The following is a 13,948-nucleotide window of genomic DNA, read 5'->3' on the forward strand; positions in this document are numbered from 1 at the left end:
GGATCAGTGAATCACGTGCAGTTCGTAGCGGGCATCGGACCGGTCCTCGGCCGCGTCGCGCGTGCAGAGGAACGCGTCCCAGCCGAGCCGCGAGCCCGCGCCGAGCACGCTCGCGCCGACTTCCGTGCGTTTCAGCACGAGCTTCACCTCGTACTCGAGCGTGACGCCGGCGAGCAGCGTCAGCATTCGCTCGAGCGCGACGGCGTGCGCGCCGCCGGGCAGGAACGCCTCGTAGTCGCGCTTGGACAGCGGGCCGACGACGATCCGCGCGCGCATGTCGCGCTGCCACACGCGCTCGCCGACGAGCGCCGTCGCGCCGAGCACCGCGTTGACTTCGCCGAGCACGCTCAACTGATCGGGCGGCACGTCGTACCACTTGCCGACGAACTGGTCGATCTTCACCGGCACGCGGAAGTAGTCGGACAGCGTGCGCTGCAGGTAGGCGGCCGACATCGGCCGGTGCCGCGCGGCCAGCGCGTAGCCGGCCACGGCCTCGTCGAGCACGCCGCCCGGGCCGGCCGCGAGGCTGTCGCGCACCTCGTCGCTCGGCACGCCCGCGATCGCGAGCAACAGCGGCAGATAGCGCTCGTCGCGGTCGAGTTCGTAATGGAACGGCAGCCGGTATTTCTTCCACGCCGCGTAGAACAGCGCGGTCGCGCGGTTCGAGAACACGTCGAAGAACGCGCGCGCCGCGTGGTCGCGCCGCAGATGCTCGCGCGCGACGATCTGCTCGGTGTAGTGCAGCGGCAGCGCGCCCTGCCCGCCGAGCAGCCCGAAGAACGCGGGCGTCAGCTCGACGCGGCCGAGCTCGCCGGCGGCCAGCGCGGCGCCGCGCTGCTCGCCCGAGTTCAGCGGCGCGCCGCCGTCGTCGAACGAGCGCGCGCCTTCGATCTCGCTCGGCGGGAAGCCGAGCGACAGCGTGTTGCGGAATTCGATGCGCTGCGCGACCACGTCGCCCTGCCGCCACGCGCCGGGCGCATCCGACGCCTGCCGCGCGAACAGCCCTTCGAGCACGCGCACCGCCTGGAAAAACTCGAAGCGGTGCGGCTCGTCGAGCAGCGCGTCGACTACGCCAGGATCGATTCGCCGGTTCGGGGCTTGCATCGGATGATCTCCTCGCCGGTGCGCTTCGACACGACGACCAATTGAACGAAACTGTTGAGGTGGACGTACAGCCCGAAGAAGCTGTCGAGCACCCGCACGAACGACGCGAGGCTCGCGCCGACGAAGTGCTCCTCGTCGATCGTCAGCCGGATCTCGATGCCGCGCACGAAGGTCGCGAACGGCTTGCCGGGCAGCCACTGCACCGCGCCGCGCTGTTCGACGCCGGCCAGGCCGTCGATCTGGCGCATCGACACGGCCGTGCGCCGCAGGTCGTACAGCGTCAGCATTTCCTTCAGCGGCGCGAGGCCGTGCGCGACGAGCGACACGTGGTTGAGCGCGAGATGCGACACGAGCCGCCAGTGCGCCGCGCGGCCGCGCTCGAAACGCACGCTCTGCGTCGGCCGGCGCAGCAGCGAGATGCCGCTCGTCTGCGCGCCGCCCTCCTGGAACAGATCGCCGCCTTCTAGGCCGAACGCGAGCATCGAAGGCAGGTCGCGGTTCGTACAGGTGAGGTCGAGGCTCAGCGTGTCGGTCTGCGGCGACGTCGGCTCGAAGTCGATGTCGACGATCGAGATCTCGGTTTCGTAGCCGGGGCTCTTCTGCGCGACCCAGTCGTTGCGGCGCGCGAACCAGTAGTGGCCGATGCGCGCCGCTTCGCCGTGATGCAGCGAATAGAACGGCCGGAACTCGATCACCGATTCCTCGTGCGCCTGTTGCCGGACGAGCTTCACCGAGTCGATCGAATACACCTCGTATGCGAACGCGCGCCGCGCCTCGGCGATCACCGGATACGACACCGCGCGGTGCGTGATGCGGATCGGCTCGCCGTGCTGGCGGAACAGGTTGACGATCGGCGTGCAGAACAGCCGGAAATGGCTCGCCGTCAGCAGCTCGAGCAGGCGCGCGACATGCGAATCGCCGCGCACGTCCTGCAGCACGAGATGCAGCGTCGCGCGCTGGCAGCGGCCCGACGCGCGTGCGATCGCCGCGAGATCGAAATCGACGAAATCGAACTTGTCGGGGAATGCGAAGTACTCGGTGAGCAGGCGGTACGCGGGATGCGACTTCGCCGGATAGTCGATCAGCGCGTCATCCTCGGCGAAGCCGGCCTGCGCGATCGGCAGCTTGCGCAGCGCGGTCCAGCGGCCGTTGCGCTCGGGCTCGACATACGCACCGAGCACGTTGATGAACAGGCAGTCGGTCAGCGCGGCGACGAACGACTGCTCGCCGTGCAGGTGCGCGCGCAGCGTCGGCAGCTTCAGCGCGCCGAGATCGAGCTGCGCGGCGAGCGATTCGAACGTGATCGAGATCACGCCCGTCGCATTCGACGGCAGCACCGTCGCGCTCGGCGCGAGCGCGACCGGGGTATAGCGCGCCTCCGAGATGCGGATCGGCGCAAGCGTCACGTCGTAGGCGGTGCGGAACCGGCATTGCACGCCGCGAATCGGGCGGCTCTTCAGCTCGGTGCCGCGATCGATCACGACCGGTTCGGTCTGCTGGCCGGGCGAAGCCGGCGTGAACTGCGCGATCGAGCACGACGGAAACGGCCGCAGGTAGTGCGGATACAGCACTTCCAGCAGCGCTTCGGTGAATTCCGGGTAGTCGTCGTCGAGCTTCTTGTTGATGCGCGCGCCGAGCAGCGCGAACGACTCGATCATCCGCTCGACGTGCGGATCCTCGCAATGCTCGCCGGACAGCGCGAGGCGTGCGGCGATCTTCGGATAGCGTTCGGCGAAATCTCGCGAATAGCGCCGCAAAAACGATAATTCGCGTTCGTAATACGGCAGCAATTCTTCCATCGACGACCCCGAACCTCAATATTTCCTGCCGGACCTGATTCACCACCGGGCGGTCCGGCCCGCTCGGCGGCTTGATTTACTGCATGCGTGCCGCGCGTGCGCGCGTGACCGAATACTGCAGCGTCGACGGTTGCAGCATCGCGTCGAAATTCACCGGCTCCTCGGCCGGGTGCACCACGAGCAACGCCTGGATCGCGAAATAGAGCGCGTTGGTGGCCTGCTCGTTCAGCTCGAACGTCACCTGCACCTGCTGCAGGCGCGGCTCGTGGCGCGCGATCGCCTGCTGGATCGACTTGCAGATGAACGCGCGATCGTAGTGGCTCGCGAGGCTCAGCCCTGCGAAATCGTTCAGCCCGTAGGTCAGCACCGATTTCTGGCATTCCGGCAGCGCGGCCAGCTCGTTCTCGGTGTGCGCGATACGGGTGTTGAGGATCGCCTCGACGTCGCGGGCGACCGTGGTCTTGAGCTCGTCCAGCGACAATTGCCGCATCGCGGCCGAGGCCGGCAGATGCGGTTCGTCGTCGAACAGCTTGTCGAGAAAACTGGGTTCGAATCGTTTCATCGGCCGGTGTTGACAGCGAAAACGGCAACGGGACGCGAGCGCCCCGTTGCCGCAACCGACCTTAGACCGCGTAGGTCTTGTCGTTCTTCGTCAGGCTCCAGGCGCCCTGCGTGTTGCCGCCCTGGTTGCCGCCGATCTTCTGCTGGGTTTGCTTCCACTGCACGGCTGCGTACTTCAGCGAGAACGTCTCGATCGGCAGACCTTCCTCGCGAACGCTCGGGGCGATGCTCGAGATGATCACGTACTTGAGCTTGACTTCCAGATACTGCACGCGCTTGCCTTCACCGTCCGCGCGCGAGAAATGGACCGTCACTTCGTCGAACGTGGTACCGCCCGAAGCGTGCTGGTACAGCAGCGGGCTCGACGAATCGATTTCCTTCGTGAAGATCATGTCGCCGTGCTCGCAACGCGTCATCGTGTGACCGCCAGCGGTCGATGCGGTTGCCGAACGCGGCTGAACGATCGAGTGATCCCACGATTTCAGTTCGATCCAGCCCTGATGGTCCTTGTCCGCGGACTCGCCCTTCACCGCGGGACTACCAAACTGCAAGTGCATATGTAACATGGCCCTTCGACTCCCCAAAGAGGTGGTTTTAACGTCCTACCCAGGCGGCCCGCCCGGGCGATTTACTCGCTTATGAATTTGCCGGTTTGGGCAGATCAGCGACAAGTCGCAGAGAAATCGAGAGTTCGTCGAGCTGAAAGTGCGGGCGCAGGAACGCGACCGAACGATACGAGCCCGGCTTGCCCGGAATCTCCGACACTTGTATGGATGCCTCGCGCAGCGGAAATTGCGCTTTCTGTTCCTGCGAGGCGTTGTCGTCGAGCAGGACGTACTGCGAAATCCACCGGTTGAGGAAAGTCTCCACGTTCTGCGCCGATGCGAAGCTGCCGATCTTGTCCCGCATCATCGCCTTCAGGTAATGCGCGACGCGCGATACCGAGAAGATGTACTGAAGCTGGGCGGACAGGACGGCGTTCGCATTCGCGCTGTCGGTGCTGTACTTTTTCGGCTTTTGCACCGACTGCGCGGCGAAGAACGCGGCGTAATCTGAGTTCTTGCAATGGACGAGCGGGATGAAGCCGAGGTCGCTCAGCTCCTTCTCGCGGCGATCGGTGATCGCGATTTCGGTCGGGCACTTCAGCGCGACTTCACCGTCGTCGGTCTTGAACGTGTGGGTCGGCAGATCCTCGACGAGGCCGCCGCCTTCGACGCCGCGGATCGCCGCGCACCAGCCGAAGTCGTCGAACGCGGCCGTCAGGCGGGCCGCGAAGGCCCATGCCGCGTTGCACCACAGGTACTTGTCGTGATCGGTGCCGTCGACGTCCTCGACGAAGTTGAAATTCTCCGCGGTCTGGCCGTCCTTCGGATTGAACGGCAGCCGGCCGAGAAAGCGCGGCAGCGTCAGGCCGACGTAGCGCGAATCCTCGGCGTCGCGGAACGACTTCCACTTCGCGTACTCGACCGTGTCGAACACCTTGCCGAGGTCGCGCGGCTTGCCGAGATCGGAGAACGACTCCAGGCCGAGCAGCTCCGGCGACGCCGACGCGATGAACGGCGCATGCGCGGCCGCCGCGACGTGCGACATCTGCTCGATGAAGTACATGTCTTCCGGCTGGCGCGAGATCTCGTAATCGCCGATCAGCGCACCGAACGGCGAGCCGCCGAACGTGCCGAATTCCTCTTCGTAGACCTTCTTGAACAGCGCGCTCTGGTCGAACTCGCTCGCGCCCTTGAAGTCGCGTACGAGGTCGCGCTTCGGTGCGTGCAGCGCCTTGATCTTGATCGTCTGGCCCGTGTTGCTTTCCTTGACCAGATAGTCCAGCCCGCGCCACGTGCTTTCGAGGCGCTGGAATTCCGGCGCGTGCATCACGGCGGAAAGCTGCGTGGAAATCAGGCGGTCGAGTTCCGCCACGCGCGCGTCGATCGTGGCCGACAGGTTGTCCGACACGATCACCGTGCCGTCGAGCACCTGGTGCACGAGTTCGCCGATCAGGTCCTTCGCACGCGCATGCTCGGAATCGGATTTCGCGACCTTGCTCTTCTCGACGATGTCGTCGAGCAGCGAAGTCCCGGCGGCGTATTCCGCGCCGCTCGCTTGGGCCGCAGCCGTTTGCTGGTTCATCTCAACACTCCGTCGTCATTCGCCGTCTTTGTCGCTGCCGGTGCCCTTCGCGAGCTCCTGCAGCTGCTGCGTGTTCTTCAGCACCTCGGACAGCAGATCCTCGAGCTTGTCGTTGCCGGCGAGCTTGTTGCGCAGGTCGGCGAGCTTCGAGCGCGCCTCGAGCAGGCGGCGCAGCGGCTCGACCTGTTCGACGACTTCGTCCGGGCTGAAATCCGACAGCGAGCGGAACTTCAGGTCGACCGCGAACTTGCCGCCTTCCGGGCTCAGGCGGTTTTCCACCTGGAACGCGGCGCGCGGCTCGATCGCCTTCATCACGTCGTCGAAATTGTCGCGGTCGATATTGACGAACTTGCGGTCGCGCAGCTTCGGCTGCTCGATTTCGGATTGGCCCGCCAGATCGCCGACGACCCCGACGACGAACGGCAGTTCCTTCACCTCGATCGCATCGCCCTTCTCGACCTCGTAGGTCAGCTGGACGCGCGGCGGCCGTATTTTCTGCAAGCTTTTCTGAATGCTTTCTTTCTTGGCCATCTCGACGGCTCCCAGGTTAGTTGTGGTTATCGCGTCAGTTGCGGTTTCAGTTGCGCAGTGCGCCGAACGGATCCGCGCTGCCCTTTTGCGCCGCGGGCGGCGTCGGCGTCGGAGTCGGGGCGGCGCTCGCGGCCGTGTCCGCGGCCGGTGCGCCCCCGGCCTTCGCACGATGAACCGTACGGCGGCCGCTGTACTTCCTCGTCTGCGCCCGCTGCTCCGGCGGGAACAGCGCCGACTCGCCGAGCGTGTCGCGCAGCTGCTTCGCGAGCGCCTGCGCGTCGGACTTCGCGTCGCCCGCGAGCGACGCATCCTGACGCAGCTCACCGAGCGACTGCGTCGCGATCCGCAGGCCGGCGACGGCCAGCACGCTCTTCGCCTGGCGATCGGTCGCGTCGCGCTGCAGCGCTTCCTGCGCGGCGACGATCGCCTGGCCGTAATGGTTTTGCGCGAACTGGATTTGGGCGATGCGCGACCACGGCTCCTCGCGCGTCGGATCCGACTTCGCGAGCTGCTGGTACAGGCCGAGCGCCTTGTCCTGGTCCCCCGCCTTCGCGACGGCGTCCGCATCGGCCAGCGACTTGTTGAACACTTCCGCAGTCGGCGGCGCGGGAGGCTGGCTCGCACAGCCGGCGATCACGCCGCAAGCCACCACTACCCCAGACAGTTTTGCGAACAGACGGTCTTTCATCGTTATATCCACCGGCGCGTGAGTTTTAAATCGTTGAGAATCTGGTTCTTTTGCTTTGCAAGAAGCGCGCGGGTATAGTACCGATCAATTTTTCATAATTCAATCGTCGTGTGAAGAGTAATTCCTTTTAAAACCGGGCGCTACCCCCTCGAATGGCCGCTCGCGGCGGGCTCGCGGCGGTTTTTCGTCGGGCCGGGAAGCGCAAGTTTTACTGGTCGCACGACGCGCCGCCCCGGCGGCGGAAAAAATTTCCGAGCGCTCGCCTTGACGCGAGCGTGCTTAATAGTTGAACGGTGCAGTGTCGGGGACCCGCAGCGAACGTGGTAATACCCGGCAGTTTTGACAGGGATAAAGGCGGCACGCCGGAAACACGATGAGATCGTCCATGATTCGCTACGCGCTGCCGCTGGTCGCCTGCGCCCTTCTGGCCGGATGCGCGGCCGCCCCGCTGCTCGGCTCGGCCGCGAGCGCCGTGATGTCCGCGGCCGGCATCGGCAAGCCCGAGGTGCCCGATGCGCAGAAGCCGCCGCGCAACATCGGGCTGACGCTGGCCGCCGCGCCGAACCTGAACGCCGCGACCGACAACAAGCCGCTCGCGCTCGTCGTCCGGCTCTATGCGCTGAAGGACCCGACTTCGTTCCAGCAAGCGCCGTTCGACGCATTTACCGATCCGACCAAGGAAAAAGCCGCACTCGGCGCCGACCTGCTGAACGTGCGCGAAATCACGCTGATTCCGGGCCAGCGCTATACGGCGACCGAGAAGGTGTCGCGCGAAGCGCAGGCATTCGGTATCGTCGCGCTGTTCCGCGATCCCGCGCTGCAACGATGGAAACTGACGTTCGATCCGGCGAAGTCGGAGAAATCCGGCATAATCATCGGCCTGCATAACTGCGCGATGACGGTCACCGGCGGCACGGTCATCGCACCGCAACAGGGTGCGCCTTCGCAGCCGCTGAATATGCTGTCTTCGGTGTCCTGCGGTTAAACATGACGCACGAATGTCAATTAACAAGAGTTAACAATTGGCGATTTAATTCGGGCACGAACAAATCGATTACATCGCAACGCCACATTAACCGGATTTGACATGAGTTATTCGGCCAAGGTGCTGTGGGGGGAAGGGCTGTTCCTCCGGCCTCAACACTTTCAGCGGCAGGACGCGTACCACGAGGCGCGCCTGTTCGAGTCCATCCAGGCGATCCAGCCGTACAACTGGGGCGTGCGCTCCGTGCGCATCGACCGCGACGCGCTCGGCAGCAACGTGCTGCGGGTAGCCGACCTCGCGCTCGTGTTTCCGGACGGCGCGCTGTATGCCGCGCCGCAGGCCGACGACCTGCCGCCGCCGATCGCGCTGGATACGTTGCCCGACGGCATCAACGAATTCGTGTTCTATCTCGCGCTGCATCCGCTGCGCGAGAACGGCACCAACTACAGCGACGATCCGGCCGCCGGCTTCATGACGCGGTTCGTCAGCGAGCAGACGAGCGTCGCCGACAATTTCACCGACGCCGCCGAAGCCGACATCACGTTCCTGAAGACGCAGGTCAAGCTGATCGCGCACAGCGAGCCGCGCGACCAGCTGCTGTCCGTGCCGCTCGTGCGCGTGCGCCGCACCGCGACGTCCGGCTTCGAGATCGACGACAGCTTCGTGCCGCCGTGCCTCGCGATCGAGGCGTCGCCGATCCTGCACCAGCGGCTGCGCCAGCTCGTCGACGCGCTGCAGGCGAAGGTGAACGCGCTGTACGGCTTCCACCGCGAGCCGTCGAAGAACATCATCGAGTTCCGCTCGGGCGACATCGCATCGTTCTGGCTGCTGCACACCGCGAATGCCGCGTTCGCGACGCTCGCGCACCTGCACCAGCACGCGGCGCTGCATCCGGAGCGGCTGTTCCAGGAACTGCTGCGCCTCGCGGGCCAGCTGATGACGTTCTCGAAGGGCTACACGCTCGCCGACCTGCCCGTGTACCGCCACGACGATCCGGGCCCGAGCTTCGCGCGTCTCGACCTGATGCTGCGCGAACTGCTCGACACCGTGATCTCGACGCGCTATTTCGCGATCACGCTCGACGAGGTGCGCCCGTCGTTCCACCTCGGCCGCCTCGATTCCGGCAAGATCGACGACAAGACCGAGTTCTATCTGGCGGTGTCCGCGGACATGCCGAGCGTCGAGCTCGTCGATGCGGTGCCGGCCCGCTTCAAGGTCGGCGCGCCCGACGACGTCGACAAGCTCGTGCTGTCGGCGATGCCCGGCGTGCGGCTGTCATACACGCCGCAGGTGCCGCCCGCGATTCCGGTGCGCCCCGGCGCGTGCTACTTCGCGCTCGATTCGCGCAGCCCGCTGTACGAGCGCATGCTGCAGGCCCAGTCCGCGATGATCTACGCGCCGACTGGCATCAATGACCTGAAATTCGAACTGATCGCGGTCACATCATGAGCTACGCGCCTTCCCTGTTCGGCGACAACGTGCCGCCGCCCCTGCACAGCCCGGCGTCGACGGATTCCGCGTTCCAGGCCCGCTCGCTGCTCGATTTGCTGTACGACGGGTTCTTCATGCTGTTCCTGCTCAAGAACGGGCGGGAGCCGGACAGCGCCAGCGAGTTCAGCACGCGGATCCAGGAATTCCTGTCCGATTTCGAGCGCGGCGCGAAGAAGCTGAACATCGCCGCCGAGGACGTGTACGGCGCGAAGTTCGCGTTCTGCGCGGCGATCGACGAAATGGTGCTGTCGTCGCAGTTCAAGATCCGCGCGGATTGGGAGCGCCGGCCGCTGCAGCTCGTGCTGTTCGGCGAACAGCTCGCCGGCGAGAAATTCTTCCAGTATCTCGAGGAATGTCGCGCGCAGGGCGCGGCGCGGCTGCAGTCGCTCGAGGTGTTCCATATGTGCCTGCTGCTCGGGTTCCAGGGCAAGTATCTGCTCGAAGGGCCGGAGAAGCTGGCTTATCTCACCGCGCGGCTCGGCGACGAGATCGCGCACATGAAGGGCAAACGCGCGCCGTTCGCGCCGCATTGGCCGCTGCCCGACCAGATCGCGCATCGACTCAAGCGCGAGGTGCCGGTCTGGGCGATCGGGGCCGTGTTTGCGCTGGTGGCGCTGCTCGGGTATCTCGGGCTCAATACTTATCTCAAGGACAAGACGCTGCAGGCGTTGGCGCCTTATTCGCAAGTCATCAAGGTTGGGCCGGAGTCGGCTAATTTGACGATTTCGTTGCCGTAACAGGCGCGCGTTTTTCGGATGCCGCTTCATGGTGAAAGGACCGCTTGCGGTCCTTTTTCGCTTCTGCCCGCTTTGTCCAAACAACTGAAAAAGATCGGCGGCGTGTCGGTGCCTCACTCCATCCAGACGTCTTCATAGCCGGCATCGTCGATGATGAAGCGTGCGCCGGCCGGCAACCATAGATATGGCAGAACCGATGGCAGATAGGTCGACAGGTGCGCCGCATGCAACGGCTGATAGAAGTCGGCGGCGTCGGAATATTCGCCGCAATGAAAGAACCATCCGACGTTGTCGCCTTCGGACAGTGCGACGCGCGTGCCGTAGACGGGCATGCGCCCGAGCGTCGACATCGCGACGGCAACCATGTCTTCAGGTTCGACGGCATGCAGGCCGTAGCGTGCGCAAACGGCGTCCTGTTGTGCGCGCAGCGCTGCCAAATCGTCCGCCATGTTCATGTCCTTCCCCTCGCGCGGAGGGTCAGCCGGCTTGCCAGCATAACCGCGGATCGGCGCCGCCAGTCGATACAAAATAGGCTGCCGCCTGCGTCGCCGTCGCGAGGTCGACGCACTGTCGCGCCGGATAGCGGCCTCGCTGGCCGCCCGCCACGAGTTCGACCGTTTCGTCCGCCGACACTCCGGGCGTCGTCAGGTTCAGTAATGCGGCATCGATCTCCGATGCGATGAAGACGACGTATCGGCCGTCGTGGCCGCCGCCAATCGTCATCACCGTTGCATCGCTCGCGTCGAAGGCGACGGTCGAGCGATCGCGGCCGTTCAGTCGTTCGACGGCCGCGATCGCTTGCGCAGGGTCGTCGCACGGCGCTTCCGTCACGTGTGAACGGTTGCCGATGGTTGTTTCCTCGATCGCTGTCGTCGTTCGCATTCGCTATGCGTGGCGTCAAAACAGGATAAATGCGTCGTTCTCGACGTAGAAGACAAACGCGTCGAGCAATTGCGCGACGCTCGGCTCGTCGACCTGATCGTGTGCGTTGATCACGATGTCCTCGATCGTCGCGCTGTCCAGCGTGACTTTCCAGCCGGGCTGGGCCGCCATGGCAGGCGCAACGTCGGCTGCCGCGTCATCGACGTCTTCGAAAAACGCCCCCTCGGTATCGAGCGCCCACGGCATCGGCGGCAGGTAAAGCCACCCGGAGAAATCGCCGGAGCGTTCGAGAATATGTTGTAGCGACACTTCGGTCGGGGAGTCGATCGACATGGGTATTGCGGTGGTATCCGGATGATTGCGTTGCATCGGCCGCGAGAACCTCACGGCAGGCCGTGATTATGCCAATTTCAAGCGAGCGCGATCGGCAGGTTTCCGTTGCAGGCGGGTGGGGGTGCGCGCTGCATGTGGATCGAAAAATACCGTCGGGTCAACCTTCTGACGAGCCCATGCCGGCTATATCGGCTGCCAGAGATTCACGATATCGCAATACCTATTTCCCAAACCGGTCAGGCAATTCTGCTCTGATACTCGCCAAAACACTTGGCGCAAACAGCGGCAAGCTTGCCGAAGACAGCCGCATGCCGCTCCTCGAAATCCGGCCCAAATGACGCATCACCAGGCTCTGGCAGACTGAACTGTTTCGCCACCTCCGTCGAGACGAAGTACGAAATGTCGGGGCGTCCGTCTCCCAGCCAGTCGATGTCATAACGGAGCATTTCCAGGCGCCCCGCATCCGTTCTCATGTCGGCCGCGATATCGCTTGAAACGTGTATCAGATCGGTCGCGCCATGCGATTTACACAGTATCGTGCCCATGTTTCGTCTCATTGACGTTTCCCATTCGTAACGTCTTCTCGTCGACTTGTTGCCCTGAAACCGAACACATTCTTCGGCACAAGCCCGGCCGCCTTCGACGCCTGCGAAATCACCGTTCGCGCTTCACCCAAACTTTGTACGACGTATCTCACACCACATCATCGTAATCGTTCGTCAGTCATCGCGGTGTATCGATCTGGTCGCAAATCGGCACACCCGCTCAAGTGTCACACTCGCATGCCATCAGATGCCCTCCCACTCGGTCAAAATATTCAATAAAATATTTTGCCAACCCCGGCTCAACTTTTTTCAAAAAGAGCAAATAGACATAGAGCGGTGTCTCATCGCCGATATCATCTTGCAACCATTGCTCCTCACTTCCAAAGCAGCAAATTACACATCGAACCAGGGCAGAAAATGTGGCATTTGATTTCCGCACCACCTTTTCCAGGTGCCATAGCCTCGCAAGCACCTGCCTTCTTGTTAACCGCGGCGACTTTATATCATCAATGGTTGGAACCATTTTTAAATACACCGCAGCAATCCGCTTCCCTCGATCACGAATTAAATTTCCCAGCACCTCTCCTTGAACAAGATCAAGCAGAAATTTTGCATAATGATTCGTGATTTCGCTGAATGAAGCATTCTTTTCGAGCAGCTTTGCCTCAAGCGATTCGACTTCGCTCACTTCCCGATGATCAATCATTCCTTCACTCCGTCACACACTCCCAATTTCCGCATCACTTGAGCACAAGAGGGACAGAATTTCAAATGCTTTCCGCCAATTCTGATAGTTGTTGATGTTGCGCCTTGAGTAATACCCCTCAACTCATCGACCGATTTGACATTATTGCTCGCGGCAATGTGACTGAGCGCATCGGATTCCCCACAATAGCCATAAGTAAATGGAGAACGCTGGTCCTCAGGAACGGCGTCGTAAATGTACGCTTGCGCGATTGGCACCTGAAGCTGAACGCCTCTTGAGCTCGTCGTACTGACCAACGTCCCATTTTGAGCAGCGCTCGCAAGAGCAACGAGCCAGCCCAAGTGGGTCGATTCAGCGCATCGAGTTATGCGCGGACTGGAAAAGTTAGGCGCTACCTAGATTGCCGTACGTGATTCCCTCTACGCGAACCCAGTCGTACTTCAACGCAATCGACGCGCCTTCCTTGCAATTAATCGTTATCGCAGCAACATTATCGGCGACGGTCGATACAAACGACGCAACAATGTTATCGTACCCCCACCCTCCGATGGAGAGGCCGGAAACACCGATAAATGACAAGCTCAGATAGACGACGTCATAGTCTTTCGGCCATCGGTTCGGCTGCGAAACAGGCTTCTGAGTGGTCATGATTCTCACCGACAGTCGAGGTTCGTCCCGCTTGAGTTGAACCTCAAGGATCTCGGCACCATCAAGTGGTGCTTCGCTCCCATAAAGCGCCGTAAGGGCTTGTGGATTCATGATCCGCTGTATCGGGTTCATTTCTTGTTCCGGCAGTCGAAGTAATAGTGATCATCCATTCCCTGAATCTTTCCTGTGCGGGTGTTTTCTTCGGGGCGTACGTTGTGGTGTGACGGTTGATCGCCGATCCCCCCTTCTCCGAATACGTGGCCTGCGGAATGGTCTTGGATGACCACGTTTTTACCACCGACCTGATAGGTCAATTCCCGCGTCATGACGGGCTTGTTGTTGTCGCCAAGAAGCCAATTTCCGCTGGAATCCGTCAACGGGACCATTTTCTGGCTGATGGGCTGCTGAGACAAGGGGATGCCGAGCTGCCGACGAATATCTCTCAGACTTGACCGACGAGACTTACCACACGGATCGCAAGGACAGCGAGCAAGGCCGAGCGGGTCGATCCACCCTGTTGGGTTGTCAGCATATTGATACGCGTTGATCCCGCCAGCGAGCCCAATCGGATCTTTGCCAACGAAGCGCCCACTTCCGGAATCGTAGTACCGATACCGGTTGTAATGCAGCCCTGTTTCGTCATCGACCTGCTGCCCCTGAAACCGCAACGGATTCTTAGGCGCGATCCCCGCCGCCTTCGACGCCCGCGCAATCACCTCCCGCGCTTCGCCCCACGCCTTATACGATGCCTCCCATACGACGTCACCGTCGCCATCGGTCAGCAACTGCGGCGTACCGATCTGATCACAGT

Annotated in this window: 17 protein-coding genes; 3 read left to right on the forward strand and 14 right to left on the reverse strand. The window is 62.7% G+C overall.

What is annotated here, in order from left to right; genetic code table 11:
• Positions 1-3: 3 nt before the first annotated feature.
• The 7 genes from tssG to LGM42_RS29050 form a co-directional block, all read right to left on the reverse strand.
• Positions 4-1,104, reverse strand: a complete 1,101-nt coding sequence (gene tssG / locus LGM42_RS29020; protein WP_059577176.1) for a type VI secretion system baseplate subunit TssG — start codon at positions 1,102-1,104, stop codon at positions 4-6.
• Positions 1,068-2,903, reverse strand: coding sequence for a type VI secretion system baseplate subunit TssF (gene tssF, locus LGM42_RS29025; protein ID WP_059577179.1), 1,836 nt, complete (start codon positions 2,901-2,903; stop codon positions 1,068-1,070). The genes tssG and tssF overlap by 37 nt, the downstream gene beginning before the upstream one ends.
• Before the next feature lie 76 nt (positions 2,904-2,979).
• On the reverse strand, positions 2,980-3,465 hold the full coding sequence (gene tssE / locus LGM42_RS29030) for a type VI secretion system baseplate subunit TssE (RefSeq protein ID WP_034183677.1): 486 nt from the start codon (positions 3,463-3,465) through the stop codon (positions 2,980-2,982).
• A gap of 61 nt (positions 3,466-3,526) precedes the next feature.
• The gene (locus tag LGM42_RS29035) at positions 3,527-4,030 is read right to left on the reverse strand and encodes an Hcp family type VI secretion system effector (protein ID WP_059449787.1); all 504 of its coding nucleotides are present in this window, start codon (positions 4,028-4,030) and stop codon (positions 3,527-3,529) included.
• Between the two features lie 70 nt (positions 4,031-4,100).
• Positions 4,101-5,591, reverse strand: coding sequence for a type VI secretion system contractile sheath large subunit (gene tssC, locus LGM42_RS29040; RefSeq protein WP_006484397.1), 1,491 nt, complete (start codon positions 5,589-5,591; stop codon positions 4,101-4,103).
• Positions 5,592-5,606: 15 nt separating this feature from the next.
• Positions 5,607-6,122 carry a type VI secretion system contractile sheath small subunit gene (gene tssB, locus LGM42_RS29045; protein ID WP_027783377.1) on the reverse strand — a complete coding sequence of 172 codons (516 nt, stop codon included), beginning with the start codon at positions 6,120-6,122 and terminating at the stop codon, positions 5,607-5,609.
• A gap of 46 nt (positions 6,123-6,168) precedes the next feature.
• Entirely contained in the window at positions 6,169-6,810 is a 642-nt protein-coding gene (locus tag LGM42_RS29050) for a tetratricopeptide repeat protein (protein WP_060315466.1), read from the reverse strand.
• 373 nt (positions 6,811-7,183) lie between these two features.
• Between LGM42_RS29050 and tssJ the strand changes: the two genes are divergently transcribed.
• The 3 genes from tssJ (at position 7,184) to icmH (ending at position 10,023) form a co-directional block, all read left to right on the forward strand.
• Positions 7,184-7,795 (forward strand): type VI secretion system lipoprotein TssJ, encoded by a 612-nt coding sequence (gene tssJ / locus LGM42_RS29055; protein WP_059577183.1) that lies wholly within the window; start codon positions 7,184-7,186, stop codon positions 7,793-7,795.
• 102 nt (positions 7,796-7,897) lie between these two features.
• Positions 7,898-9,244, forward strand: a complete 1,347-nt coding sequence (gene tssK, locus LGM42_RS29060) for a type VI secretion system baseplate subunit TssK (protein WP_059577185.1) — start codon at positions 7,898-7,900, stop codon at positions 9,242-9,244.
• Positions 9,241-10,023 (forward strand): type IVB secretion system protein IcmH/DotU, encoded by a 783-nt coding sequence (gene icmH / locus LGM42_RS29065; RefSeq protein ID WP_059577187.1) that lies wholly within the window; start codon positions 9,241-9,243, stop codon positions 10,021-10,023. The genes tssK and icmH overlap by 4 nt, the downstream gene beginning before the upstream one ends.
• A 113-nt stretch (positions 10,024-10,136) precedes the next feature.
• Here icmH and LGM42_RS29070 read toward each other — a convergent pair whose 3' ends face one another.
• From LGM42_RS29070 to LGM42_RS33290, 7 genes are all read right to left on the reverse strand, one after another.
• On the reverse strand, positions 10,137-10,550 hold the full coding sequence (locus tag LGM42_RS29070; RefSeq protein ID WP_226094288.1) for a hypothetical protein: 414 nt from the start codon (positions 10,548-10,550) through the stop codon (positions 10,137-10,139).
• Positions 10,501-10,905: an Imm1 family immunity protein gene (locus LGM42_RS29075; protein ID WP_060315468.1), complete on the reverse strand. Its 405-nt coding sequence runs from the start codon at positions 10,903-10,905 to the stop codon at positions 10,501-10,503. The genes LGM42_RS29070 and LGM42_RS29075 overlap by 50 nt, the downstream gene beginning before the upstream one ends.
• Before the next feature lie 15 nt (positions 10,906-10,920).
• Complete coding sequence (locus LGM42_RS29080; RefSeq protein WP_060315470.1) at positions 10,921-11,238, reverse strand: hypothetical protein; 318 nt, start codon at positions 11,236-11,238, stop codon at positions 10,921-10,923.
• Positions 11,239-11,474: 236 nt separating this feature from the next.
• Positions 11,475-11,783, reverse strand: coding sequence for a hypothetical protein (locus LGM42_RS29085; RefSeq protein WP_060315472.1), 309 nt, complete (start codon positions 11,781-11,783; stop codon positions 11,475-11,477).
• Between the two features lie 220 nt (positions 11,784-12,003).
• On the reverse strand, positions 12,004-12,489 hold the full coding sequence (locus LGM42_RS29090) for a hypothetical protein (protein WP_155644577.1): 486 nt from the start codon (positions 12,487-12,489) through the stop codon (positions 12,004-12,006).
• A 384-nt stretch (positions 12,490-12,873) separates the two neighbouring features.
• Positions 12,874-13,269, reverse strand: a complete 396-nt coding sequence (locus LGM42_RS29095; protein ID WP_059577199.1) for an immunity 50 family protein — start codon at positions 13,267-13,269, stop codon at positions 12,874-12,876.
• Positions 13,266-13,948: RHS repeat-associated core domain-containing protein (locus tag LGM42_RS33290; RefSeq protein WP_226234071.1), on the reverse strand; the 683-nt coding region annotated here is incomplete at its 5' end. The genes LGM42_RS29095 and LGM42_RS33290, both read right to left, overlap by 4 nt.

Origin of the sequence: Burkholderia sp. AU39826 (assembly GCF_020419965.1) — a bacterium.
GTDB classification, from domain to species: domain Bacteria; phylum Pseudomonadota; class Gammaproteobacteria; order Burkholderiales; family Burkholderiaceae; genus Burkholderia; species Burkholderia semiarida.